This window comes from Rathayibacter sp. SD072, from assembly GCF_017355185.1.
Taxonomy (GTDB): domain Bacteria; phylum Actinomycetota; class Actinomycetes; order Actinomycetales; family Microbacteriaceae; genus Rathayibacter.
Window position 1 is genome coordinate 1 of record NZ_JADILJ010000052.1, and the last position, 23,486, is coordinate 23,486.

Here is a 23,486-nt window from a genome sequence, read left to right on the forward strand (position 1 = left end):
CGCCCTCGACGTCCGGGAACGGCAGGAACCCGACGTTCTCCTCGCCGATCCGATTCTGCGCCGGGTCGTTGAGGTTCGCGAGGAACCAGGAGCCGTTGTAGGTCATCGCGGCCTCTCCGGTGAGGAACTGCGTGTTCGCGGTGTCGGTGTCGCGGGAGGTGACTCCCTCGCCGAACAGGCCGGCGGAGCCGAGATCGGCGATCGCCTGAGCGCCCTCGACGTACTCGGGGTCGGTGAGCTTCGCGTCGCCCGACTGGACGTCCTTCATGGCGTCGGGGCCGATGGAGCGGAAGAGGTAGTTCCCGATCAGGCGGGTGAGGGGCCAGCCCTGGCTGCCCGCCTCGGTCAGCGGGACCACTCCGGCGCCCTTGAGCGTCTCGAGCGCGGTCACGAGCTCGTCCCAGGTCTGCGGCTCGGCGATGCCGTTCTCGCTGAGGATCTGCTTGTTGTACCAGATGCCCTCGACGTTGTACTGGAACGGCAGCGAGACCATGCCGCCGTACACCGAGGTGATCGTGGACTTGGCGGCGGGGAGCACGTCGTCCCAGACTCCGAGCTCGGTGAGCTTCTCCTCGTAGTCGACGATGAGGTCGTTCTTGCCGAGGTCGCCGTCCGGGCGGACCTGCGCGGTGCCGGCCACGAAGGCGGTCGGCAGTGCGTCCTGGCTGGCGAGCAGGGTGATCTTCTGGACGACGTCGGCCTGCGCGACCGTCTGGTCCTCCAGCGGCATGGCCTCGTTCTCGGTGGCGCAGGCGCCCTCGGAGAGAGTGGTCAGCTCGTCGCGGATGATCGCGTTCTCGGCTGGAGTGAGGACCGAGAAGGAGCCGGCGTCGGCGGACTCTGACGAGCCCCCGCCGTCTCCGGATGCGCAGCCGGTGAGCAGCAGCACGGCGGCTCCCGTTCCGGCGATCAGACCGTGGACGACGCGGCGGGAGCCACGTTCCTGGGGGCGTGAAGTGCGGGACACATTTCCTCCTTGAAAGGTGCGGGAACGTTTGAAACGTTACAATTTGCGAGGCTAGCCACGCGGATCGACCGTGTCAAGAACGAGTCCGGAGCGAATCCCTGCGCAGTAGGAGAGCGGAGAGACCGGATCGGCGCCGCTCACGACCCTGTGGATTGACACGTTTCAAAGAATCGCGCACCATGGGGTCGATGAACGGGCGGAGCAGCCCGCGCCCGCCGCTCGTGCGGCGAGGCCGAGATCGGAGAGCACGCGCATGGAACTCACGGGTCGACGAGCACTGGTCACCGGAGGCGCAGGGGCGCTGGGCCGGATCATCTGCCGGGAGCTGGCCCGCGCCGGAGCCGACGTCGTCGTCGTCGATCTCGACGGTGCGGGAGCCGAGGAGGTGGCCCGCAGCGTCCGCGAGCAGGGCCGTGCGGCGCGAGCCGTCGCCGTCGACCTCACCGACTTCGACGCCGTGCAGACGGCCCTCGGGGCGGTGATCGAGGAGGACGGCGCGATCGACGTGCTGGTCAACGGCGCGGGAGGCGGTGCCGTCTCCTTCTTCCAGGAGATGACCGAGCAGACCTGGCGCACGCAGATCGAGCGCAACCTCGACACCGTCTTCGCCGTCACCCGCGCGGTGCTGCCCGCGATGCTCGAGCAGCGGTCGGGGCGGATCGTGAACATCGCCTCCGTGGCCGCGGTCGCCGGCGGCCGCCTCGTGCGCGGCGCGACCGCCTACGCGGCCGCGAAGGCCGGCGTGGTCGGGCTGACCAAGGCGCTCGCGATCGAGGTCGCCGATCAGGGAGTGACGGTCAACGCGCTCGCGCCCGGCGCCCAGCGCACCCCCGGCCGCGACAACGACACCCCGGAGCGGCGCGAGGCGCTGCTCGCGCAGATCCCGTCGCGACTCCTCGGCGAGCCGGAGCACCTGGCGCAGACCATCGTGTTCCTCGCCTCGCCCGCCGCCGTCAACATCACCGGGGTGATCCTGCCGCTGGACGGCGGGCACTCGATCTGACACACCGATCCCAGGAGGAACGACGTGACCACTCCCGACCCCGAGCGCCTCGCGCGCGGCAAGGCCGCCTTCGACGCCGTCTACGGCGAGGGGAAGGCCGACGGCCTGATCGCGCTGCAGAGCGGCCGCGCCCAGGACCTCGCCCGCTACGGCCTCGAGTTCAACTTCGGCGACGTCAACTCGCGTCCCGGCCTGACGCTGCGCGAGCGCGAGCTGATCACGCTCGGCGTGCTGACCGCGCTGGGCGGCGTCGATGCGCAGCTGCGCGGGCACACCCGGGCCGCCATCAACACCGGTGCCACCGCGGAGGAGGTCGTCGAGGCGGTCATCCACACGGTGCAGTACGTGGGGTTCCCCCGCGCGCTGAACGCGGTGAAGGTCGTCTCCGAGGCCCTCGAGGCGCACGGGGTCGCCCTGCCGGAGCCGCTGCTGCCGGAGTGATCCGGCCGCGCGTGAGAGCATCGAAACCCGTCCGGCGCCTCGCCGCGACGACCCCGACACCCAGGAGGCAGCGATGGCGAAGGTCGGCATCCGCGACGTCGCCGCCGCCGCGGGCGTCTCGATGGGCACCGTCTCGCACTTCCTGAACCACCCCGCGCGGGTGTCCCAGGAGAAGGCGCAGCGGATCCAGGCGGCCATCGAGTCGCTCGGATTCGTCCGCAACAACGCGGGGCGCCAGCTCCGCCTCGGGCAGAGCTCGACCATCGCCTACATCGCTCCCGACGTGTCGAACCCGTTCTTCGCGATGATCGCCGAGGGGGCGGAGCGCCGAGCCGCCGAGCTCGGCCTGTCGCTGTTCCTCGCCAACTCCGGTGGCGAGCGCACCCGCGAGGACGCCTACCTCGAGCTCTTCGAGGAGCACGGCGTCCGCGGCATGCTCGTCGCCTCGCACGGCGCCATCGAGGACCGGCTCGCCTCGGTCCGCTCGCGCGGCACCCCGACCGTGCTGGTCGGCCGCCGCGCCGGCTCCGAGGTGCAGCCCTCGGTCTCGCTCGACGACGTCGCGGGCGGACGCCTCGCCGCCCAGCACCTGCTCGAGCTCGGTCGCCGCCGACTCGCGTTCGTGGGCGGACCGCTGTCGATCCAGCAGGTGGGCGAGCGGCTCTCGGGCGCCAGCCGGGCCGTGGCCGAGGTGCCGGGGGCGACCCTCGAGATGATCGATGTCGAGCACCGCGTCATCGCGGAGGGCCACGAGGTCGGCGAGGCGATCGCGGCGCGCGATCCCGCCTCCCGCCCCGACGCGGTCTTCGCGGTCAACGACCTGCTGGCGATCGGCCTCGAGCAGGTCCTGGTCAGCCACGGCATCCGCGTTCCCGAGGACATCGCCCTGATCGGCTACGACGACATCGAGTACGCCGAGGCGTCCCTCGTGCCGCTCAGCTCCGTCCGCGCGCCGCAGGAGTCGTTCGGCGCCTCCGCCGTCGACCTGCTGCAGGACGTGATCGGCGCGCCGTCGGACGGCGCCGACCGCCGCCGCGTCTTCGCCCCCGAGCTGATGGCCCGCGCGTCGACCCTCGGCCGCTGACCCGCGCTTCGTCGAGCAGCAGCGCAGCGGCGTGCGCCTCGCCCCCCTTGCTGGTCGAGTAGCCCCGGAGGGGCGTATCGAGACCCGCCGTCTCCTGGAGGGGTGGATCTCGATACGCCCGCTGCGCGGACTGCTCGATCAGCGGAGGCTCACGCCCCCCAGCTCGACTGGGTGCCGCCGACGCGCTCCTCCGCGAGCTGCTGCGCGCGCCCGGAGTCGGCGTAGGCCTTCATCGGGTCCGCCGGCAGGCCGCGGGTCTCGCGCCACGCGGCCAGCGCAGGGCGGACGTCCGAGTAGAAGGCGTCCATCAGGATCCCGTTCGCGCCGAGCACGTCGCCCGCGAGCTGCGCTTTCTCGAGCTCCGCGCGGTCGACGAGCAGCGCGCGCGCGGTCATCTCCTGCACGTTGAGCACCGAGCGGATCTGGCCGGGGATCTTGTCCTCGACGTTGTGGCACTGGTCGAGCATGAAGGCGACCGGCGAATCCGGGCCGTAGCCGCCTCCGCGCACGACCTCGTAGAGGATCCGGAACAGCTGGAACGGGTCGGCCGAGCCGACAATGAGGTCGTCGTCGGCGTAGAAGCGCGAGTTGAAGTCGAACGAGCCGAGCTTCCCGAGGCGCAGCAGCTGGGCGACGATGAACTCGATGTTGGTGCCCGGCGCGTGGTGTCCGGTGTCCAGGCACACCAGGGCGCGGTCTCCCAGCGCGGCCACGTGGGCGTAGGAGGTGCCCCAGTCCGGCACATCCATGTGGTAGAACGCGGGCTCGAAGAACTTGTACTCGAGCACCATCCGCTGCTCGGCGCCCAGGCGCTCGTAGATCGTCGCGAGGGAGTCGGCGAGGCGGTCCTGGCGGCCGCGGATGTCCTGCTGGCCGGGGTAGTTGGAGCCGTCGGCGAGCCAGATCTTGAGGTCGCGCGAGCCGGTCGCGTCCATGATGTCGATGCAGGCGAGGTGGTGGTCGATCGCCTTCTGGCGGATCACCGGGTCGGAGTGCGTGAGCGAGCCGAACTTGTACTCGTCGTCCTGGAACGTGTTCGAGTTGATGGTGCCGAGCGAGACGCCCTTCGATGCGGCGTAGTCGCCGAGCGCCGAGTAGTCGTCGACCTTGTCCCACGGGATGTGCAGCGCGACGGTCGGAGCGAGGCCGGTGAGCTCGTTCACGGTCGCCGCGTCCGAGATCTTCTCCTCGATCGTGCGCGGCGTGCCCGGAGTCGTGAAGACCTTGAAGCGGGTGCCGGCGTTGCCGAAGGCCCACGAGGGCAGTTCGATCGCCTGCTGCTCGAGCTGGCTCAGGACGTCGGGGGAGAGTTCGGTCACGAGGCGTGTCCTTCTGCGAGGGTGTCGGGAGTGGGTGCGGCGTCGAGTGCCGCGAGCTGGTCCTCCAGGTGGAAGACCTCGGTCAGGGGGAGGAAGCCCTCGTCGGGGGCGCCGTCGAGGTCGACGAAGAACTCGCCCATCTCGGCCTGCCAGCGGGCGTTGACCTCGGTCCGCGCCATGGCGGCCTGCGCGTCGACGATCGAGGGGGTCTCGACGTAGCCGATCAGCAGTCCGTCCTCGCGGACGAAGAGCGAGTAGTTGTTCCAGCCGGTGTCCTTGAGGGCGCGGAGCATGTCGGGCCAGACGGCCGCGTGGCGCTCCTTGTACTCCTCGAGGCGGTCGGGCTTCACCTGGAGCTGGAAGCAGACCCGGGTGAGGGGGGTGTCACTCGACATCGAGCGGCTCCTTCGGATGGAGGGGTGCGTGGTACTCATGAATCGTTTCACGGCGGTGCTCCGCGAGCGTATCGCGGGCCCCGGGAGCGTGTCAAAGACGGCGTCCCGGAGTCGGGCGCCGCTGTCGTCCGCAGCTCGCACCCGGCCCGGTGCCATACTTCCGGGACCGCCGCCCGCCGCGGCCCGACCCCGAGGAGGCGCCGTGCCGTCCGTGAGCGTCCGCGACGTCGCCGCCCGAGCCGGCGTCTCCGTCGGCACCGTCTCGAACGTGCTGAACCGCCCCGAGAAGGTCGGCGCCGAGTCGGTCCGCCGGGTGCAGGAGGCGATCGCCGAGCTCGGCTTCGTCCGCAACGACGCCGCGCGCCAGCTCCGCGCCGGCCGCAGCCGCAGCATCGGCCTGATCGTGCTCGACGCCGGCAACCCCTTCTTCTCGGACCTCGCCCGCGGAGCCGAGGCGCGGGCCGCCGAGTCCGGCCTCGCCGTCCTGCTCGGCAACACCGACGACGACCCCGGCCGCGAGGCCGCCTACCTCGACCTCTTCGAGGAGCAGCGCGTGAGCGGTGTCCTCATCTCGCCGCTGGGGGAGGAGTCGTCGCGGCTCGACAGGCTCCGCTCGCACGGCATCCCGTGCGTCCTCGTCGACCGGGAGTCGCACGACTCCGCGCTCTCGTCGGTCGCCGTCGACGACGTGGCCGGCGGGCGCCTCGCCGTGGAGCACCTCCTGAGCCTCGGCCGCCGCCGCCTCGCGGTCATCGGCGGTCCGGAGTCGATCCGCCAGGTCGCCGACCGCCTCGCCGGCGCCCGCGCGGCGGTACAGGAGGTCGAGGGCGCCGTGCTGGAGGAGATCGCGACGGAGTCGCTGTCGGTGCTCGCGGGGCGCGAGGCGGGGCGCGCTCTCGCCGCGCGCGACGCCTCCGATCGCCCCGACGCCGTGTTCTGCGCCAACGATCTGCTCGCGGTCGGGGTGCTGCAGGCACTGATGCTGCTGGGCGACGTGCGCGTGCCCGAGGACGTCGCGCTGATCGGGTACGACGACATCGCCTTCGCGACGGCGACCGTGGTGCCGCTGTCGAGCATCCGCCAGCCGAGCGCGCTCATCGGCGCGACGGCGGTCGAGCTGCTGCTCGAGCCCGAGCCGCGCCAGGTGCTCTTCCAGCCCGAGCTGGTCGTGCGCGCCTCGACGGCGGGCTGAGTCAGGTCAGCCGACCAGCTGCGCCGCCCGCTCGAAGGCGCGCTTGAGCTCGTCGCGCTTGCGGGGCTGGCTCATCGCGCGCTGCCCCGGGCTCCAGGAGCCGATGACGGTGGGCCCGCCGCTCAGGTACGGAGCGATGTTCGCGGCCCAGCCCTTCGTCGGCGCGGTGCCGGCGGTGACGACGACGTGCAGATCGGGGAGCAGCGGCAGGAGGCGGCGCAGCTCCATCGCGCCCTGGCGCAGCTCGTCCGCATCGGGCGCGCCGTCGCCGAGGTGCCAGGGCACGATGTTCCAGACCAGCGTGCGCTCGTGCAGACCGACCTCGTCGCGCAGCGTCCAGGTGGTGGCGGCGGTCTGATCGTCGTTGTCGACCGAGACGAAGCCCGATCCGGCGAGGCCGGCCGCCATCGGGCCCGGGGCCTCGAGCACGAGGAGGGCGCGGGCGCGGATCCCGGCCTCCGCGGGGTCGAAGTCGGGCACGACCGCTCCGGGGCTCCTCCGCGTGCGCCGGGCGAGGAGCTCCTCGCGGAACACGCGCAGGGGCTGCACCGAGGGCTCGTCCTCCAGCATCAGTCGACGCGCATCGACGGCGGAACGATCGCGGAAGCCCTGGGGCGCACTGAGGAACACGCTCCGAGGCTAGGGCCTGGCGGCCTCGATCCGGCATGCTCCGCTCGTTCCGATCGCGCCGCAAGGACGCGGGTGGATCCGGGCGACTCGTCCCGCAGCCCCGCCCCTCCTGCTAGCGTTTCCTGGGCCGCGTCCAAGAAACCCGGCACTCCCGACCCTCCACGAAAGACGTCATGCGCCGCTCTCTCCTCCTCCCCGCCGCGCTCGCCGTGGGCGCCCTCCTGCTCAGCGGCTGCACCGCCGAGTCCGACGCGGGAGGCGACTCCGCGACTCCGGTCGCCGACGGCGTGCTCACCTACGCGTCCGGCGACGCGGAGCCGACCTGCCTCGACCCCCACGTCGGCGGCAACTACCCGCAGGCGCTGCTCGCGACCCAGGTGCTCGAGTCGCTCGTCTCGCGCGAGGCCGACGGCACGATCACGCCGTGGCTCGCGGAGTCGTGGACCGTCTCGGACGACGCGCTCAGCTACGACTTCACCCTGCGCGAGGGCGTCGAGTTCACCGACGGCACGCCGTTGGACGCCGAGGCGGTCGCAGCCAACATCGCGCACCTGCAGGACCCGGCCACCAAGTCCTCCACCGGCTACCTCGCCGTCGCCAAGGTCGAGTCGGTCACGGCCGTCTCGCCGACCGTCGCGCGCTTCACGCTCAGCGCCCCCGACAGCGCTCTGCTCGAGTCGCTCGCGCAGCCGTGGACGGCGATCCAGTCGCCGACCGGCATCGCCCGCGGCGAGGCCGCCAACTGCGAGGCACCCGTCGGCACCGGTCCGTTCACGGTGACGGAGTGGGTCAAGCAGGACCACGTGACCCTCACCCGCAACGACGCCTACGACGCCTCGACCGGCCCCACCGGCGACGGCCACGAGGGCCCCGCGTACCTCTCGAGCATCGAGTGGCGCTTCCTGCCCGACTCCGCCACCCGCTACGCGGCGCTCCAGGCCGGCGAGGTCGACGTGATCGACAACGCGCAGCCGGACACGCTGCAGGCCGCGACCGACGCGTCGGACCTCGTCGAGCTCGACGCTCCCCGCCCCGGCTCGGTCAACCGCATCGAGCTGAACGGCGGCCAGTCGCCCTTCGACGACGCGAGCGTGCGCGAGGCGTTCATCCGGGCCGTCGGCGTGAACGACGCCATCGACTCCCTCTTCTTCGGCACCGCCGAGCGCTCCTACTCGCCGCTCTCGAGCAGTGAGGCGACCGCCTACTCCGACCCCTCGCTCTTCGAGGACGCCGGATCGGACGACGAGGTCGCCGCGGCCGAGGAGCTCCTCGAGACCGCCGGCTGGACCGACTCGGACGGCGACGGCGTCCGCGAGAAGGACGGGAAGCCGCTCACGCTGCGCTTCCCGGTCAGCACCAACCAGTCGATCCCGGCCGAGCAGTCGCTGTTCGAGCAGATCCAGGCCTCGGCGAAGGCCGTCGGCTTCGACGTCGAGATCAGCCTGCTGGACCTCTCGAGCTGGTACGCGGCCCTCGCGGCGAACGAGTATGAGCTGGTCAGCGCGCCGTACACGAAGGTCGGTCCCGACGTGCTGCGGATCCTCTACTCCTCCTCGGGCATCACTCCGGCGCCCAGCGGCTACTTCGCCAACCACGCGCAGATCGCCGACCCGGCGCTCGACGCGCTGCTCGAGCAGGCCAGCGCGACGACGGACGCGGACGAGCGCGCCGACCTGTACCGCCAGGCGCAGGAGATCGTGCTCTCGGGCTACTGGATCCTGCCGCTGTACGACCAGCAGAACCACTACCTGCTCCGCTCGTCGGTGCAGGGCGTGGAGGCGCTCGCCACGGTCTCGACACCGTGGTTCGCGGACGCCTGGGTCTGACCCGACGCCCCGCCTCGCTGATCGAGCAGCCCGCGCCCCCGGGCTGCTCGATCAGCAGATGCGCGCGCAACGTCAGCTGTCGGTGGGGTCTTTCGGCTGTCAGCCGTCAGACCCCTCTCTCAGCGAAGGTTCCGCGCGGACCGTCCGGCATGCTGGTGCCGTGACCCCCTGGAAGGAGCAGCTCGCATGATCCGCCGCGTCCTCCTCCGCCTCGGCGGTGCGGTCGTCGTGCTCTGGGCCGTCGCGACCGCCGTCTTCTTCCTCATCCGCCTGATCCCCGGCGATCCTGCGCAGGCGATCCTCGGCGGACCGGGCTCGCAGGCGTCGGCCGAGGCGCTCGCCGCGGTCCGCGAGGAGTACGGACTCGACCAGCCGCTCCTCCTGCAGTACCTGACCCAGCTGGGCCGGCTCGCGCGGGGCGACCTCGGCACGTCCTACTCCCTCCGAGTCCCGGTGGTCGAGCTGCTCGGGCAGCAGCTGCCGGGCACGCTGCTGCTGGCCGTCCTCGCGCTCGCGGTGGCGTGGATCCTGGCCCTCGGCACCGCGCTCTGGTCCACCCGCGGCGGCCGTCTCGCCGCGGCCCTCGGCGCGGGTCTCGAGCTGACCGCCGCCGCCCTCCCGCACTTCTGGCTGGCCACGGTGCTCATCGCCGTGTTCGCCACGACCCTCCGCTGGCTGCCGCCGGTGAGCACCGGATCGCCGAACGGCCTCGTCCTGCCCGCGCTCACCCTCGCGATCCCGCTCGCGGGCTTCCTCGGCCAGGTGATGCGCCGCTCGCTCCTCGACGCCCTCGAGTCGCCGTTCGTCCTCGCGGCCCGCGCGCGCGGGGAGAGCGAGCTCGGACTCCGCCTGCGCCACGCCCTGCGCCACGCGGTGCTGCCCGGCATCGCGCTCTCGGGCTGGGCGTTCGGCTACCTCATCGGCGGCGCGGTGGTCGTCGAGACGATCTTCGCGCGGCCCGGGCTCGGGCGCACGCTGCTGTCGGCGGTCACCGTCCGCGACGTGCCGGTGGTGACCGGGGTCGTCCTCGTCACCGCTCTCGCTTACATCCTCGTGACCGTCGCGACCGACCTCGTGGCGCGCCTCGTCGATCCGCGCCTCGCTCCCGCCCGGGTCGTCCGGGCGCAGTCCGTCGAGGAGGCGGCCGCGTGAGCGAGCTCGAGCTGCGCACCTCCGCGGCACCCGTGCGCCGTCGTGGCGCCCGCCTGCGCGCCGGCGAGATCGTCTCGCTCGCCTTCGTCGCCCTGCTGCTGCTCGCCGCGGCCGCTCCCGGCCTCCTCGCCCCGTTCGACCCCCTCGCGATCGCGCCCACCGACTCCTTCTCGCCGCCGTCCGCCACGCACCTGCTCGGCACCGACGAGTCCGGTCGCGACGTGCTCAGCCGCGTGATCGCCGGCGCGGGCGCGTCCCTCCTGATCGGCGTCAGCGCGACCGCCATCGGCCTCGCCCTCGGCGCGGTCCTCGGCGTGATCGCCGCGTTCGGCGGCCGGTTCGTCGACGGGCTGATCGGGCGCGTCCTGGAGGTGCTGTTCGCGTTCCCCGCACTGCTCCTGGCGCTCCTGGTGATCGTGGTGACGGGTCCCGGAGTGGTCCCCGCCACGATCGCGGTCGGCCTGTCCACGGCGCCGGGGTACGCCCGCATCCTGCGCACGCAGCTGCTCGGCATCCGCGACTCCGGCTACGTCGAGGCCGCGCGGGTCCTCGGCCACGGCCCCGCGCGCATCCTGCTGCGGCATGTGCTGCCCAACACCTTCGCCCCCCTCGCGGTGCTCGCGACGCTCGGCGTGGGTCAGGCGATCGTCTGGGCGTCGGCGCTCAGCTACCTGGGCCTCGGGGCCGAGCCGCCGGCTCCGGAGTGGGGAGCGATGCTCTCGGCGGGCCGCACCTACCTCGCGAGCGCGTGGTGGCTGACGGTGTTCCCGGGACTCGTCATCGTGCTGACGACGATCGCCACCACCGTGCTCGGCGGTCGGCTGCGGGGTGCGCGATGAGCGCCGTCGTCGTCGACGGCCTGCGCGTCGCGTTCGACGGCGTCGAGGTGGTGCACGGGGTGTCGTTCCGCGTGGAGCCGGGCGAGTGCGTCGCGATCGTGGGGGAGTCGGGCTCGGGCAAGAGCGTCACGGCCAGAGCGCTGCTGGGGCTGAGCGGGGGCGCGGTCTCGGGCAGCGTGCGCGTGGGCGGCACGGAGGTGGTCGGTGCGGGCGAGCGGACGCTGCGGCGGCTCCGCGGGGCCGGTGCCGGCTTCGTGCCCCAGGACGCCCTCCTCTCGCTCGACCCGCTGCGGCCGATCGGGCGCGAGATCGGCGATGCCTGGCGTCTGCACGGGCGCCTGCCCGCGGCCGAGCGCTCGCGGCGCGCGGCCGAGGCCCTGACGAGCGTCGGCATGCCCGACGCGGCCGAGCGGATGCGCGACCGCTCGGGCGAGCTCTCGGGCGGGCTCCGGCAGCGGGCACTGCTGGCCTCGGCGATCGCGCTGGATCCTCCGCTGCTCGTCGCCGACGAGCCGACGACCGCGCTCGACGTGACCGTGCAGGCCCGCGTGCTCGAGCTGTTCGCCGAGCAGAAGGCGCGCGGACGGGCGTTGCTGCTGGTCTCGCACGACCTCGCGGTCGTCGCCGGGCTCGCCGACCGCATCCTCGTGCTGGCCGACGGCCGCGTGGTCGAGGAGGGTCCCGCCGCGCAGGTGCTGGGTGCTCCGACGAGCCGTGAGGCCCGCACCCTCGTCGCGGCGGTGCCGACCGGGCGGCCGCGCGGCACGCGGCTGTCGTCCTCGAGCGCCGAGGTCGTTCCTCCGCCACCCCCGGGCGACGTGGTGCTGCGCGCCGAGGGGCTGCGCACGAGCTTCGCGCGCCCGAGCGGAGGGACCCGCGTCGCGGTCGACGGCGTCGGCCTGGAGCTGCGGCGCGGCGAGACCCTGGGGCTGGTGGGCGAGTCCGGATCGGGCAAGAGCACGGTGGCGCGCCTCCTGCTGGCCCTGCGGCGCCCCCAGGAGGGGAGCGTCGAGTTCCTCGGCCGGCCGTGGTCGGCGGCGCGCGAACGCGACCGGCGCCCGCTGCGACCGCGCATCGGGGCCGTCTACCAGGACAGCCTCTCGTCGTTCGACCCGCGCTGGAGCGTCGGCCGTCTGCTGCGCGACGCGGGGGCGGGCGACGTCGGCGAGCTGCTGGGCCGCGTGGGCCTGGCTCCCTCGCTCGCCTCGCGGTCTCCTCGGACCCTGTCGGGCGGCCAGCGCCAGCGGGTCTCGATCGCGCGCGCCCTGGCCACGCGGCCCGACGTGCTGATCTGCGACGAACCGGTGTCGGCGCTGGACGTCTCGGTGCAGGCGCAGATCCTCGACCTGCTCGACGATCTGCAGCGGAGGCACGGACTGGCACTGCTGATCATCTCGCACGATCTCGGTGTGATCGCGCACATGAGCGACCGCATCGCGGTGATGCGCGAGGGGCGGGTGGTGGAGTCGGGGCCGGTCGCTGCGGTGCTCGGGGCGCCGGCGTCGGAGTACACGCGGAGGCTGCTGGCCGACGCGCCGCGGCTCGACCGCCGCTGAGCCGGCGGGCGCGGTCGTCGTCCTCGAGTCGTCGCGGAGCGGGGTGCAGCGCTGCCTCGGGGCCCGTCTCGCGTCCACTCGCGGCCGTGCAGGTGCCTGGGTGGTCGCGAACCGGGGTGCGCGCCGGAGTCGGAGCCCGTTCCGAGTCGACTCGCGACCGTGGACCTCGTCGAGTGGACGCGGATCGGGCTGCGCTTCTCGGTCGGAGCCCCTCTCGAGTCGACTCGCGATGCGAGGACCCCCCGCGACGTCTCGCGCCCTCGTCAGCCCGCCAGTGCCCGCGTCCGCTGCACCGCCCACACCGTCAGCCCGAAGCCCAGCACCGTCGCGGCCACCAGCATCAGCGCCGTCCAGCCGCCCGCCTGCCACAGCACGCCCGCGAGCGCCGAGCCGATCGCCCCGCCCGCGAAGTTCCCCACGATGTACACCGTGTTCAGCCGGCTCCGCGCCCCCGGATCGATCGAGAGCATGCGCGTCTGCGCGAGCACCTGCACGCCCTGCAGCCCGATCGAGAAGACGGCGACCGCGATCAGCACCACCACGATCGAGCCCGAGCCGATCCCCGCGATCACGAGCCCGAGCAGCGCCACGGCGAGTCCGACGCCCATCGCGGGCAGCGACAGCCCGCGGTCGTACAGGCGCCCGACCCGCTGCGCCGAGACGGCCCCCGCGATGCCGACGAGGCTCACGAGCCCGATCGCGGTGGCGGAGTAGGAGTACGGCTCGGCGCCGAGCAGGAAGGTGAGCCCGGTCCAGAACAGGGTGAACGCGCACATCGCCGAGGCGCCGATCAGGACCGTCACGCGCACCGCGCGGCTGCTCCCGACCGTCCGCAGCACCGACGCGAGCAGGCTCCCGTACCGCACCCGGGCGCGCGGAGGCAGGTGCGGCAGCCGACGGGCCATCACGAGAGCGAGCACCAGGATCAGCCCGGCGGCGATGCCGAACACCGCACGCCAGCCGAGCAGATCGGCCAGGATCCCGCTGATCGCGCGCGAGATCAGCAGGCCCAGCAGCAGTCCGGAGGCGACCGTGCCGAGCACCCGCCCGCGCTGCTCGTCGGTGGCCAGGTCGCCGGCCAGCGGAGTGAGCAGCTGGCCGGCCACCGTCGTCACCCCGATCAGCGCGAGGCTCGCGAGCAGCACGGGGAACGCCGGCGCGAGCGCCGTGGCGGCCAGGAACACCGCGGCCGAAGTCATCAGAGCGGGGATCAGGCGCCGCCGGTCGAGCGTGTCGCCGAGCGGGACCAGGAGGAACACCCCGGCGGCGTAGCCGATCTGCGTGACCGTCACGAGCAGCCCCGCGGCACCCGCCGAGACTCCGAAGTCCCCGCCGATCACCCCCAGCAGCGGCTGCGCCCAGTACAGGTTGCCGACCGCGGCGCCGCCGGCGATCGCGAAGAGGAGCGTGAGGCCGCGGGTCATGCCGACGGGCGGGTTCTCGGCGGTGCTCATGGAACGGCGGGAGTCGTGACGGCGGGCATGGAGTGATCCTCTCGCGGCGCGGGGACGGGGCGCGCCGATCCAGACAACTCCTCCCCAGGAGTGTTCCGGGAGGTTCTCTCCCGAGGTGTTCCGACAGGGCACCCCGCCGATCCGGGGCGCGACGTAGCGTGAACCCATGCCCCACGATCCCGAGGTGAAGGACTTCCTCGTCTCCCGCCGCGCCCGCCTCTCGCCCGACAGGGTCGGGCTGCCCTCCGGCGGAGTCCGGCGCGTGCCGGGCCTGCGCCGCAGCGAGGTCGCGCAGCTCGCGGGGGTCAGCATCGAGTACTACTCCCGGCTCGAGCGCGGCGACCTGCGCGGAGCCTCCGAGGGGGTGCTCGAGGCGCTCGCCGCTGCGCTGCGTCTCGACGACGCCGAGCGCGCACACCTGTTCGATCTCGCCCGAGCGGCCGGAGGGTCGCCCGTCCGCCGCCGTCCCCGCCGCATCGCCTCCGTGCGCCCCGGCCTGCGCCTCGCGGTCGAGTCGATCAGCAGCGCTCCCGCCTTCGTCCGCAACGGCCGGCTCGACGTCCTCGCCGAGAACGAGCTGTTCCGCGCCCTGTACGCCGACGAGTACGAGCGCCCCGAACGACCGGTGAACCTCGCTCGCTTCACCTTCCTCCGCCGTGACCTCTCCGAGCGCTTCCACCCCGACTGGGCGACGGCCGCCGACATCAGCGTCGGCATCCTGCGGACCGAGGCCGGCCGCACCCCCGACGACGCCGGTCTCCAGGCGCTTATCGGCGAGCTCTCCACCCGGAGCGATGAGTTCCGCCGCCGCTGGGGCGCCCACGACGTGCGGCATCACGCCAGCGGCGCCAAGTTCTTCCACCATCCGGTCGTCGGCGATCTGCACCTCAGCTACGAGGCGTTCGAGCCGATGGGCGAGCAAGGGCTGAACTTCCTGATCTACTGCGCCGAGCCCGGCTCGCCGAGCGCCGACGCGCTGAGCCTGCTCGCCTCGTGGTGGGCGACGCGGCAGCGGGAGGCGCCGCCCGGCACGATCCGCGATGCGCCCGCCGCGGTGCTCTCTCCGCCCCCGACTCCGAGGAGCCCCGAATGACCTGGAGTCCAGCGACGCTCGCTGCGATCGCCGCCTCCGATGATCTGCACGTGTCGCCCTTCCGCGCCGACGGCACGACCTACGGCACTCCCACCTGGATCTGGTCGGTCGTCGTCGGCGGCGATCTGCTCGCCCGCGCCTGGAACGGGCGGAGTTCGCGCTGGTACCGCGCCGCGATCGAGCAGGGCGCCGGGCGGATCCGCGCCGCCGGCACCGAGCACGAGGTGGCGTTCGAGCAGGCCGACCCAGCGATGCACGAGGCGGTCGACGCCGCCTACCGCGCGAAGTACGCGGGCAGCCCCTACCTCTCGCCCATGCTCGAGGCGGGCCCGGTCTCGGCGACCGTGCGACTGCTCCCGCTCTGACCCCGCCACCGCCGAGAGGATCCCCGTGAACATCGAACCCGCCGCTCCCACCGTCGAGAACCCGCCCGAGCAGTTCGCCGGCCGTGTCTGGCTCGACCTGATCGCGGTCCCGCACGACGCCGATCAGCGCGCCACCCTCGCCCGGGTGCGATTCGCGCCCGGCGCCCGCACCGCCTGGCACTCGCACGCGCGTGGCCAGTACCTGCACGTGACCAGCGGAGTCGCCCGCTTCGGCAGTCGTGACGGCACGGTCCTCGAGGTCCACGCGGGCCAGACCCTCTACACGCCGCCCGGCGAGGAGCACTGGCACGCGAGCGCCCCCGGCGTCTTCATGGAGCACCTCGCCCTCTTCGAGAGCGCGGACGATCCCGCCACGAGCACGATCTGGGCCGAGCACGTCACCGACGCCGAGTTCGAGGGCCGCTGATCCCTCCTCCGGCGCGCCGCCGCGGCGAGGTCGCACCGAGGTGGTCGGCTTCGTCGGGGGACCACTCCGGGAGGACACCGTGACCGACAGCACCAGCACCGACAGCACCACAGATGAGGTCGGAGCCGCGACCGCCCTCGTCGCCGAGCTCGAGCAGCAGGAGCGCGAGCTCGTGCTCGACTCGTTCGACCACAGCACCGCGTGGGAGCTGGGCTGCCGCGTCGCGGAGCTGGCGCGCGAGGCCCGAGCGGCCGTCTCGGTCGACATCCGCCGCCCCGGCCTGATCCTCTTCCGGGCCGCGCTGCCGGGGAGCACGCCCGATCAGGAGTCGTGGATCTCCCGCAAGTCGGCCGTGGTCCTCCGCCTCGAGACGAGCAGTGCTCTGGCCGACGCCCGCTTCGTCGCCGCGGGCGCCGATCCGACCGACCGCGGCTGGCTCGGTCCCGAGTACGCCGTCACCGGCGGCTCGGTCCCGATCCGCGTGCGCGGGGTCGGAGTGGTCGCTGCCGCCACCGTCTCGGGCCTCGCCTCCCTCGACGACCACGCCCTCGTCGTGCAGGCCCTCCGCGAGCTCGTCGCGGCGCAGGGCTGAGCCGCCCGGCCGACCGCGCAGCCTGCGGAGCGGGTGCGTCCCCGCCGATGCGGCAGGCGGCGGACCGGACGCGCCCTCGCCGATCGAGCGAGCCCTTGCTGATCGAGTAGCCCGCGGAGCGGGCGTATCGAGATCCACCCCTCCCGGTGACGGCGGGTCTCGATACGCCCCTCCGGGGCTACTCGACCAACGAGGGTGGCCCCTCCGGGGCTGCTCGACCGGCGAGGGTGGCCCCTCCGCGGCTCCTCGACCAGCAAGGATGGGCGCTGCACGGCCACTCGACCAGCGAGGGTGGGCGCTGCGCGGCTAATCGACCAGCGAGGGGGCCAGCACCTCCGCCGCGCTACTCCGCCGCCCCGGAGGTCGACCCCGCGATCCGCGGCAGCAGCCGCTGGATCGCCGTCGCCGCCGCCCCGCGCGCCCACTCGATGAGCCCGCCGTCGTCGACCAGCAGCGCCGGAGGAGCCGCATCCGGATCCCTCGTCGCCGCGATGGTCGCGTCGACGAGCTCCGACTGCTCCGAGTAGAGCGCCACGCCCTCGCCGGCCAGGATCACCGTGTCGACCATCGCCAGGTTCGCGATCGCCGAGATCATCGTGCCGAGCGCGCGGGCGGCGTCCCCGAGGATCCGAGCGGCGCCCGGGTCGCCCGACCGCGCGAGCGAGAGCCCCTCGCCCAGCGTCAGCTCGCGTCCCGTCGCCACCAGGAGCTGCCGCGACAGCGACGGCAGCGTGAGCATCGCGGTGGAGCAGCCCCGATGCCCCGCCTCGCAGACCGGTCCGCCGGAGTCGAGGGGGAAGTGCCCGCCGAGCCCGAGGCCCGCCGCGGGAGGCGCGACCACGCGGTCGTGCACGACCAGTCCGTAGCCCACTCCCGCGCCCATCGTGAGCACAGCGAAGTGCGCCACGCCGCGGCCTTGACCGAACCAGTGCTCCGCCGCGGTCAGCGCGACCACGTCGTTCTCGAGTGCGACGGGCAGGGCGAGCGCCTCGGAGAGCGGCCCGGCGAGATCGACGTCGCGCCAGCCGAGGAACGGCGCACGGCTCACGCGGCCGGCCGCGTCGACGCTGCCGCCGATCGTGACTCCGAGACCCGCGAACGCGGCGGCCCCACCGAGATCCTCGACCACTCCGACGATCGCCTCGACGACCTCGGCGGGCGAGGTGCCCGCGAGATCGCGGACGAGCTCGACCTCGGTCCGGGCGCGCAGGTCGGTGCGCACCGCGAGCACCTGCGTGCCCGTCACCTTGACTCCGACGAAGCGGAGGGAGTCGGAGCGGATGTCGAGCGGGCGGGCCGGGCGGCCCACTCCGGTGCTCTGCTCGGGTCCCTCGACGAAGAGCCCACCCTCGATGAAGGGGCGCGCGAGCCGGGTGAGGCTGGCGGGGGAGAGGCGGAGGCGGCGGCCGAGCTCGCTGCGGGAGATGGGACCGTGGATGAGGACCTCGCGGGCGAGCAGCTCCGCAGAGGTCCCCGCGGTGTCCTCGGGGGCGACGGTGTCGGTGATGGCCATGCTGCCTCTTCTTTCCACTCCGGTAGCAATGTAGCGGTCATCGGCCCGCGGCGGGCTCGGGGAAGCCTCTTGACACCCGCATTAGTTCTGCCGTAGAAAGAACGCATGCAGCGAAGCACAGCAGAGACGAGCAGTCCCGCCACCCGTCGCACCGCGGATCATGCGGTCTTCCATCTCCGGAACGGAGGGACGAGCGTCGTCCTCGACGCCCGGCACGACACGTTCCCCTCGATCACGCACTGGGGCGCCGACCTCGGTGATCTTTCCGGCGCTGAACTATCCGCCCTCGCCGACGCCGCCGTTCCGCAACGCGTCTCGGGCGGGCTCGACGCTTTCGCTCCGTTCGGGCTCGTCGCCGTCGAGGCCGACGGCTGGCAGCACGCCCCTACCCTCGAGGGCACCCACGACCGCACGACGGCGAGCGAGCGCTTCGCCGTCGAGAGCGTCGAGGTCCTCGGATCCGCGCTCCGGCTGATCGCGGCCGGCGCCCGCCTCCGCGTCACGATCGACCTCGAGGTCGACTCCGCGGGCCTGCTCACCCAGCGCGCCCGCGTCGAGAACCTCGACGAGCGTCCGTTCCGCCTCGACCGCCTCGAGCTGGGCTTCCCCCTCCCGGCCACCGCCCGCGAGGTCCTCGACACGACCGGCCACCACCTCCGCGAGCGCCACCCGCAGCGGCACGAGCTGACCATCGGCGAGCACGTGCGCTCCAGCCGCCGAGGGCGCCCCGGCGCCGACTCCACCCTCCTGCTCGCGGTCGGCACCCCCGGCTTCGGCTGGGAGCGCGGTCTCGTCCACGGCGTGCACCTGGGCTGGAGCGGCAACTCCGCCGTCCGCGCCGAGCGCACCCCCGAGGGCGTCTCGCTCCTCGCCGCCGGCGAGCTGCTGCGCCCGGCCGAGATCGAGCTGGCGCAGGGCGAGAGCTACGAGACGCCGATCGCCTCGGGCTCGTGGGGCGACGGGCTGTCCCAGCTGCAGGCCCGCTTCCACGCCTCGGTCCGCGCGCGCCCGCAGCACCCGTCGACGCCGCGCCCCGTGACCCTGAACACCTGGGAGGCCGTCTACTTCGACCATGACCTCGAGCGGCTCACCGCCCTCGCCGAGCGGGCGTCGCGCCTGGGAGTCGAGCGGTTCGTGCTCGACGACGGCTGGTTCCTCGGCCGCCGCGACGACACCTCCGGGCTCGGCGACTGGAGCGTCGACCGCTCCGTCTGGCCCGACGGCCTCGCTCCGATCATCGACGCCGTCACGTCGCGCGGCATGCAGTTCGGGCTCTGGGTCGAGCCCGAGATGATCAGCCCCGACTCCGATCTCGCCCGTGCGCACCCGGAGTGGATCCTCGGCCCCGCCGGCCACCTCCCGCTCCCCGGTCGCCAGCAGCAGGTCCTCGACCTCTCGCAGCAGGGCGCGTATGACCACGTCCTCGCGGCCCTCGACGCGCTGCTGGTCGAGCACCCGATCGCGTACCTCAAGTGGGACCACAACCGCGACCTGCTCGAGGCCGTCTCGCCCGCCACCGGTCGCGCGGCCGTGCACGAGAACGTGCTCGCTCTCTACCGCCTGCTCGACGAGCTGCGCGCCCGCCACCCCGGGCTCGAGATCGAGGCGTGCGCCTCCGGAGGGGCCCGGGTCGACCTCGGGATCCTCGCGCGCACCGACCGCATCTGGACGAGCGACTGCATCGACCCGCTCGAGCGCGCGACGATCCAGCCGTACACGCAGCTGGTGGTGCCGCCGGAGCTGATGGGCCAGCACGTGGGCGGGCCGCGGTCGCACTCGACGTCGCGCACCCACTCGCTGTCCTTCCGCGCCGGCACCGCGCTCACCGGCCACTTCGGCATCGAGTGGGACGTCTCCGACCTCGCCCCGGAGGTCGAGGACGAGCTCGCCCGCTGGGTCGCGTTCCACCGCGAGCACCGCGCGCTGCTGCACTCGGGCACCGCGGTGCGGACCGATCTCGCCGACGACTCGGCCTCGCTCTCGGGAGTGGTCGCGGTGGACGGGGCCGAGGCGCTGTTCGTCTACGCCCGCCTCCGCACGAGCGAGAGCTATCCGCCCGGACCCCTGACGTTCCCGGGTCTGGACCCGGAGCGGTCGTACTCGGTGGCCCTCGCACCGGTCAGTGCGCCGCTGGGCGGCCCCGGGCAGTCCGAGCTCGGCTGGACCGGCCGCACGACCGTGCTCAGCGGCCGCGTCCTCGCGACGGTCGGCGTCCAGGCGCCCGTCCTCGATCCGGAGCAGCTCGTGGTGCTCACCCTCACCGCCGTCTGACCGCCGCCCCCACCCCGCTGATCGAGCAGTCCACCCCTCCCTCACCACACCCCTTCCACCGCAAGGAGACGCCGATGTCCCCCCGATCAGACCTCGCGAGACGACACCTCTCGCGCAGGACCCTCCTCACCGTGCCCCTGGCCGCCGCCTCCGCGGCCGCCCTCGCCTCCTGCGCCTCGCCGGGCGCTTCGAGCGGAGTCACCACTCTCGACTTCTTCCAGTTCAAGGCCGAGGCGGTCGAGGACTTCGCGCGCATCATCCGCGACTTCGAGGCGGCGAACCCCGACATCCGCGTGATCGCCAACAACGTGCCCGACCCGGACACCGCGATCCGCACGCTCCTCGTCAAGGACAAGGTCCCCGACGTGCTCACCCTGAACGGCAGCGGGTACTACGCGGACCTCGCGAAGGCCGGCGTCTTCCACGACTTCACGGGCGACGAGCTCGTCGACCGGGTGAACCCGGCGGCGCTCGAGATCCTCGCCGACCTCGGGAGCTTCGAGGGGGACGAGATCAACGCTCTCGCCTTCGCGAACAACGCCGACGGCATCCTCTACAACCGCACGATCTTCGCCGAGAACGGCCTCGAGGTGCCGACGACCTGGAGCGAGCTGATCGCGGTCTGCGACGCCCTGGTCGCCGCGGGCGTCACTCCGTTCTACGGCGCCCTGCTCGACAACTGGACCGGCGCCCCCGCCTTCAACGCCATCGGCGGTCAGCTCCAGCCCGAGGGCTTCTTCGAGGCGCTGCGGGAGGAGGGGGCGAGCCTCGGCCCCGACTCTCCCGTCTCGTTCTCGAAGGACTACGCGAGCACGATGGAGCGCCTCGGCACCCTCTTCTCGTACACCCAGGAGGGCGCGTTCGGCCGCGGCTACGACGACGGCAACCAGGCCTTCGCCGCCGGTGAGGCCGCGATGTACGCGCAGGGCATCTGGGCGATCAACCCGGTCCGCACGAACAACCCCGACATCGACCTCGGCGTGTTCCCCTACCCCGTGCTCGACGACCCCGCCGAGACCCGCGTCACCTCCGGGGTCGACGTCGCGATCGCGATCGGACGCGGCACCCCGAGGCTCGAGGCGGCCCGCCGCTTCGTCGACTTCCTGCTCACCCCCGGCGTCGTCGAGCCGTACGTCGCCAGCCAGGCCGCGTACTCGCCGCTCGTCGACGCCGCGCCCAACGCCGATCCGACCCTCGCCGAGCTGCAGCCGTACTTCGCCGAGGGCCGCCTGATCGGCTTCGTCGACCACCAGATCCCCGCGAGCATCCCGCTCAACCCCACCCTCCAGGCGTTCCTCGCCGACGGGGACGCCGATGCGGCGCTCCGGACCCTCGACAGTGAGTGGCGCAAAGTCGCGGCACGCACGACCAGGAAGTGACCCGGCCCATGACCACGACCACCACGGCGCCCGCGCAGACGCTCGCGACGACTCCGCCCCGCTCGCCGCGCAAGCGCACGATCGGCCGCACCTCGAAGACCTTCTACTGGATGACGATCCCCGCGGTCCTCCTCTTCTTCGTGCTGCACACCGTGCCGGTGCTCACCGGCATCTTCTTCAGCTTCACGAACTACGCCGGCTACGGCGCGTGGGACCTGATCGGCTTCTCGAACTACGTCGCCCTCCTCCAGGACGACCGCGTCTGGAAGGCCTACGGCTTCACCTTCGGCTTCGCGATCGTGGCGACGATCCTCGTCAACGTCATCTCGCTGGCCATCGCCATCGCGCTGAACGCGAAGATCAAGTTCCAGACCGCGTTCCGGGGCATCTACTTCATCCCGTACGTGCTCTCGACGCTGGTCATCGGGTACGTGTTCCAGTACCTCTTCGCGAACTCGCTGCCGCAGATCCTCGGAGGCATCCCCGTCATCGGGGAGAACATCCTCGCGAACCCGGACTGGGCCTGGGTCGCGATCGTGGTCCTGGCGGTCTGGCAGGCCTCGGCCTTCTCGATCATCATCTACCTCGCCGGCCTGCAGACGATCCCGGGGGAGCTGTACGAGGCGACCTCGCTCGACGGAGCGTCGACCTGGCGCCAGTTCACGTCGATCACGTTCCCGCTGATCGCCTCGTTCTTCACCATCAACATGGTCATCTCGATGAAGAACTTCCTGCAGGTCTTCGACCACATCGTGGCGCTGACCAACGGCGGACCGGGCACGTCGACGGAGTCGATCACGCTGCTCATCTACCGCGGCGGCTTCCAGGGCGGCGAGTACGCCTACCAGACGGCCAACGCCGTCCTCTACTTCCTCATCATCATCGTGGTCTCGCTGATCCAGTTCCGGGTCCTCAGCCGCAGAGAGGCGTCGTTCTGATGACCGCCACCGTCACTCCCACCACCGCCATCGCCCTCGGGCAGGACGAGGAGCGGCGGACGCGCCGCCCCTCCCGCGACACCTACCGGATCAACTGGTGGGCGACCGCGCTGATCGCCGTCTGCTCGCTCACGATCCTCCTGCCGCTCTACTTCGCCGTCGTGACGGCGCTGAAGACCCCGGACCAGCTCGGCGGCACCGGCTTCGAGCTGCCGACCTCGATCTCGTGGGGCAACTTCGCCGAGGCCTGGACCGCGACCCGGTTCCCGCAGGCGTTCGTGAACACGGCGCTGATCACGGTCGGAGCCGTCGTCCTGACGCTCTTCTCGAACTCGATGGTCGCCTACGCCGTCGCCCGGAACCTCGACAAGCCGTTCTTCAAGGGCGTCTACTTCTACCTGCTCGCCGCGGTCTTCGTGCCGTTCCCGATCATCATGCTGCCGGTCGTGAAGGAGACGGCTCTGCTGGGCCTGGACAACCAGGTCGGCCTGATCCTGCTCTACGCGGTCTTCGGCCTGTCGATCAACACGTTCATCTACACCGCTTTCATCCGCTCGATCCCGATCGAGCTCGAGGAGGCGGCGCGCACCGACGGGGCGTCGACCTGGCGCACCTACTGGCAGGTGATCTTCCCGCTGCTCGGACCGATGAACGCGACGGTCGGCATCCTGACCTGCGTCTGGGCGTGGAACGACTTCATCCTGCCGCTCGTGGTGCTCTCGGACCCCGCCGCCCGTACGCTCCCGCTCGCCGAGTACGTCTTCCAGGGGCAGTTCAACACGAACTACACGGTCGCCTTCGCGTCCTACCTCATGGCGATGGCGCCGCTGCTGATCGTCTACCTGTTCGCCCAGCGCTGGGTGGTCAGCGGAGTGATGCGCGGCTCGATCAAGTAGCGCGCCCGCGGGCTGCTCGGCCGTCTACCGGCCGAGCGGCCCCGCAGGTGCGTGCCGACCCCCGTCTTCACCTGCTGGTCGAGCAGCCCCGCAGGGGCGTATCGAGACCCGCCGCCCCAGGTGCTTCCTCGTCCTCCCGCCTCTTATACACACT

Annotated in this window: 22 protein-coding genes; 16 read left to right on the forward strand and 6 right to left on the reverse strand. The window is 72.5% G+C overall.

The window, feature by feature from the left end:
* A partial coding sequence (locus IOC53_RS16130; protein ID WP_307786228.1) for an extracellular solute-binding protein occupies nt 1-967 on the reverse strand: 967 nt, incomplete at its 3' end.
* 253 nt (nt 968-1,220) lie between these two features.
* Between IOC53_RS16130 and IOC53_RS16135 the strand changes: the two genes are divergently transcribed.
* The 3 genes from IOC53_RS16135 to IOC53_RS16145 all read left to right on the forward strand — a co-directional run bounded on the left by IOC53_RS16135 (nt 1,221) and on the right by IOC53_RS16145 (nt 3,495).
* The gene (locus tag IOC53_RS16135; RefSeq protein WP_207407297.1) at nt 1,221-1,970 is read left to right on the forward strand and encodes an SDR family NAD(P)-dependent oxidoreductase; all 750 of its coding nucleotides are present in this window, start codon (nt 1,221-1,223) and stop codon (nt 1,968-1,970) included.
* A 24-nt stretch (nt 1,971-1,994) separates the two neighbouring features.
* Complete coding sequence (locus IOC53_RS19070) at nt 1,995-2,411, forward strand: carboxymuconolactone decarboxylase family protein (RefSeq protein WP_207407299.1); 417 nt, start codon at nt 1,995-1,997, stop codon at nt 2,409-2,411.
* Nucleotides 2,412-2,484: 73 nt separating this feature from the next.
* The gene (locus tag IOC53_RS16145) at nt 2,485-3,495 is read left to right on the forward strand and encodes a LacI family DNA-binding transcriptional regulator (RefSeq protein ID WP_207407301.1); all 1,011 of its coding nucleotides are present in this window, start codon (nt 2,485-2,487) and stop codon (nt 3,493-3,495) included.
* A gap of 149 nt (nt 3,496-3,644) precedes the next feature.
* On the opposite strand, the gene rhaI is transcribed toward IOC53_RS16145, so the two are convergent.
* The gene (gene rhaI, locus IOC53_RS16150) at nt 3,645-4,814 is read right to left on the reverse strand and encodes an L-rhamnose isomerase (RefSeq protein ID WP_207407303.1); all 1,170 of its coding nucleotides are present in this window, start codon (nt 4,812-4,814) and stop codon (nt 3,645-3,647) included.
* Entirely contained in the window at nt 4,811-5,209 is a 399-nt protein-coding gene (locus IOC53_RS16155; protein WP_207407305.1) for an L-rhamnose mutarotase, read from the reverse strand. The genes rhaI and IOC53_RS16155 overlap by 4 nt, the downstream gene beginning before the upstream one ends.
* Nucleotides 5,210-5,411: 202 nt before the next feature.
* Between IOC53_RS16155 and IOC53_RS16160 the strand changes: the two genes are divergently transcribed.
* Nucleotides 5,412-6,401 (forward strand): LacI family DNA-binding transcriptional regulator, encoded by a 990-nt coding sequence (locus IOC53_RS16160; protein ID WP_307786229.1) that lies wholly within the window; start codon nt 5,412-5,414, stop codon nt 6,399-6,401.
* Between the two features lie 6 nt (nt 6,402-6,407).
* On the opposite strand, the gene IOC53_RS16165 is transcribed toward IOC53_RS16160, so the two are convergent.
* Nucleotides 6,408-7,031, reverse strand: coding sequence for a uracil-DNA glycosylase (locus IOC53_RS16165; protein ID WP_207407309.1), 624 nt, complete (start codon nt 7,029-7,031; stop codon nt 6,408-6,410).
* A gap of 173 nt (nt 7,032-7,204) precedes the next feature.
* Here IOC53_RS16165 and IOC53_RS16170 point away from each other — a divergent pair, with 173 nt between their 5' ends.
* The 4 genes from IOC53_RS16170 (at nt 7,205) to IOC53_RS16185 (ending at nt 12,404) form a co-directional block, all read left to right on the forward strand.
* Nucleotides 7,205-8,857 carry an ABC transporter substrate-binding protein gene (locus IOC53_RS16170; RefSeq protein WP_207407311.1) on the forward strand — a complete coding sequence of 551 codons (1,653 nt, stop codon included), beginning with the start codon at nt 7,205-7,207 and terminating at the stop codon, nt 8,855-8,857.
* A 186-nt stretch (nt 8,858-9,043) separates the two neighbouring features.
* Nucleotides 9,044-10,009 carry an ABC transporter permease gene (locus IOC53_RS16175; RefSeq protein WP_207407314.1) on the forward strand — a complete coding sequence of 322 codons (966 nt, stop codon included), beginning with the start codon at nt 9,044-9,046 and terminating at the stop codon, nt 10,007-10,009.
* Entirely contained in the window at nt 10,006-10,848 is an 843-nt protein-coding gene (locus tag IOC53_RS16180; protein ID WP_207407316.1) for an ABC transporter permease, read from the forward strand. The genes IOC53_RS16175 and IOC53_RS16180 overlap by 4 nt, the downstream gene beginning before the upstream one ends.
* On the forward strand, nt 10,845-12,404 hold the full coding sequence (locus IOC53_RS16185; RefSeq protein ID WP_207407318.1) for an ABC transporter ATP-binding protein: 1,560 nt from the start codon (nt 10,845-10,847) through the stop codon (nt 12,402-12,404). Before IOC53_RS16180 ends, IOC53_RS16185 begins: the two co-directional genes overlap by 4 nt.
* Before the next feature lie 263 nt (nt 12,405-12,667).
* Here the strand turns inward: IOC53_RS16185 and IOC53_RS16190 are convergent, their stop codons facing one another.
* Complete coding sequence (locus IOC53_RS16190) at nt 12,668-13,858, reverse strand: MFS transporter (RefSeq protein ID WP_207407320.1); 1,191 nt, start codon at nt 13,856-13,858, stop codon at nt 12,668-12,670.
* Between the two features lie 166 nt (nt 13,859-14,024).
* Between IOC53_RS16190 and IOC53_RS16195 the strand changes: the two genes are divergently transcribed.
* From IOC53_RS16195 to IOC53_RS16210, 4 genes are all read left to right on the forward strand, one after another.
* On the forward strand, nt 14,025-14,951 hold the full coding sequence (locus IOC53_RS16195) for a helix-turn-helix domain-containing protein (protein WP_207407322.1): 927 nt from the start codon (nt 14,025-14,027) through the stop codon (nt 14,949-14,951).
* Nucleotides 14,948-15,316 (forward strand): DUF2255 family protein, encoded by a 369-nt coding sequence (locus tag IOC53_RS16200; protein WP_207407323.1) that lies wholly within the window; start codon nt 14,948-14,950, stop codon nt 15,314-15,316. Before IOC53_RS16195 ends, IOC53_RS16200 begins: the two co-directional genes overlap by 4 nt.
* A gap of 25 nt (nt 15,317-15,341) precedes the next feature.
* Nucleotides 15,342-15,743, forward strand: coding sequence for a cupin domain-containing protein (locus IOC53_RS16205; protein WP_207407324.1), 402 nt, complete (start codon nt 15,342-15,344; stop codon nt 15,741-15,743).
* 79 nt (nt 15,744-15,822) lie between these two features.
* Nucleotides 15,823-16,335, forward strand: coding sequence for a heme-degrading domain-containing protein (locus IOC53_RS16210; RefSeq protein WP_207407325.1), 513 nt, complete (start codon nt 15,823-15,825; stop codon nt 16,333-16,335).
* A gap of 343 nt (nt 16,336-16,678) precedes the next feature.
* On the opposite strand, the gene IOC53_RS16215 is transcribed toward IOC53_RS16210, so the two are convergent.
* Nucleotides 16,679-17,848, reverse strand: coding sequence for an ROK family protein (locus IOC53_RS16215; RefSeq protein WP_207407326.1), 1,170 nt, complete (start codon nt 17,846-17,848; stop codon nt 16,679-16,681).
* Nucleotides 17,849-17,953: 105 nt separating this feature from the next.
* Between IOC53_RS16215 and IOC53_RS16220 the strand changes: the two genes are divergently transcribed.
* The 4 genes from IOC53_RS16220 (at nt 17,954) to IOC53_RS16235 (ending at nt 23,332) form a co-directional block, all read left to right on the forward strand.
* The gene (locus tag IOC53_RS16220) at nt 17,954-20,119 is read left to right on the forward strand and encodes an alpha-galactosidase (RefSeq protein WP_207407327.1); all 2,166 of its coding nucleotides are present in this window, start codon (nt 17,954-17,956) and stop codon (nt 20,117-20,119) included.
* A gap of 74 nt (nt 20,120-20,193) precedes the next feature.
* Entirely contained in the window at nt 20,194-21,498 is a 1,305-nt protein-coding gene (locus IOC53_RS16225; RefSeq protein WP_207407329.1) for an ABC transporter substrate-binding protein, read from the forward strand.
* Nucleotides 21,499-21,506: 8 nt separating this feature from the next.
* A complete protein-coding gene (locus IOC53_RS16230) occupies nt 21,507-22,436 on the forward strand; it encodes a carbohydrate ABC transporter permease (RefSeq protein WP_107574274.1) in 930 nt (309 codons plus the stop codon).
* Nucleotides 22,436-23,332: a carbohydrate ABC transporter permease gene (locus IOC53_RS16235; RefSeq protein WP_207407331.1), complete on the forward strand. Its 897-nt coding sequence runs from the start codon at nt 22,436-22,438 to the stop codon at nt 23,330-23,332. Before IOC53_RS16230 ends, IOC53_RS16235 begins: the two co-directional genes overlap by 1 nt.
* Nucleotides 23,333-23,486 lie beyond the last annotated feature (154 nt).

Excerpts from the sequence above, each read along its gene's own strand:
- IOC53_RS16135 (WP_207407297.1), top strand. The coding sequence starts at position 1,221 with ATGGAACTCACGGGTCGACGAGCACTGGTCACCGGAGGCGCAGGGGCG.
- IOC53_RS16145 (WP_207407301.1), top strand. The coding sequence starts at position 2,485 with ATGGCGAAGGTCGGCATCCGCGACGTCGCCGCCGCCGCGGGCGTCTCG.
- IOC53_RS16155 (WP_207407305.1), bottom strand. The coding sequence starts at position 5,209 with ATGTCGAGTGACACCCCCCTCACCCGGGTCTGCTTCCAGCTCCAGGTG.
- IOC53_RS16170 (WP_207407311.1), top strand. The coding sequence starts at position 7,205 with ATGCGCCGCTCTCTCCTCCTCCCCGCCGCGCTCGCCGTGGGCGCCCTC.
- IOC53_RS16175 (WP_207407314.1), top strand. The coding sequence starts at position 9,044 with ATGATCCGCCGCGTCCTCCTCCGCCTCGGCGGTGCGGTCGTCGTGCTC.
- IOC53_RS16185 (WP_207407318.1), top strand. The coding sequence starts at position 10,845 with ATGAGCGCCGTCGTCGTCGACGGCCTGCGCGTCGCGTTCGACGGCGTC.
- IOC53_RS16190 (WP_207407320.1), bottom strand. The coding sequence starts at position 13,858 with ATGAGCACCGCCGAGAACCCGCCCGTCGGCATGACCCGCGGCCTCACG.
- IOC53_RS16195 (WP_207407322.1), top strand. The coding sequence starts at position 14,025 with ATGCCCCACGATCCCGAGGTGAAGGACTTCCTCGTCTCCCGCCGCGCC.
- IOC53_RS16200 (WP_207407323.1), top strand. The coding sequence starts at position 14,948 with ATGACCTGGAGTCCAGCGACGCTCGCTGCGATCGCCGCCTCCGATGAT.
- IOC53_RS16215 (WP_207407326.1), bottom strand. The coding sequence starts at position 17,848 with ATGGCCATCACCGACACCGTCGCCCCCGAGGACACCGCGGGGACCTCT.
- IOC53_RS16220 (WP_207407327.1), top strand. The coding sequence starts at position 17,954 with ATGCAGCGAAGCACAGCAGAGACGAGCAGTCCCGCCACCCGTCGCACC.
- IOC53_RS16225 (WP_207407329.1), top strand. The coding sequence starts at position 20,194 with ATGTCCCCCCGATCAGACCTCGCGAGACGACACCTCTCGCGCAGGACC.
- IOC53_RS16230 (WP_107574274.1), top strand. The coding sequence starts at position 21,507 with ATGACCACGACCACCACGGCGCCCGCGCAGACGCTCGCGACGACTCCG.
- IOC53_RS16235 (WP_207407331.1), top strand. The coding sequence starts at position 22,436 with ATGACCGCCACCGTCACTCCCACCACCGCCATCGCCCTCGGGCAGGAC.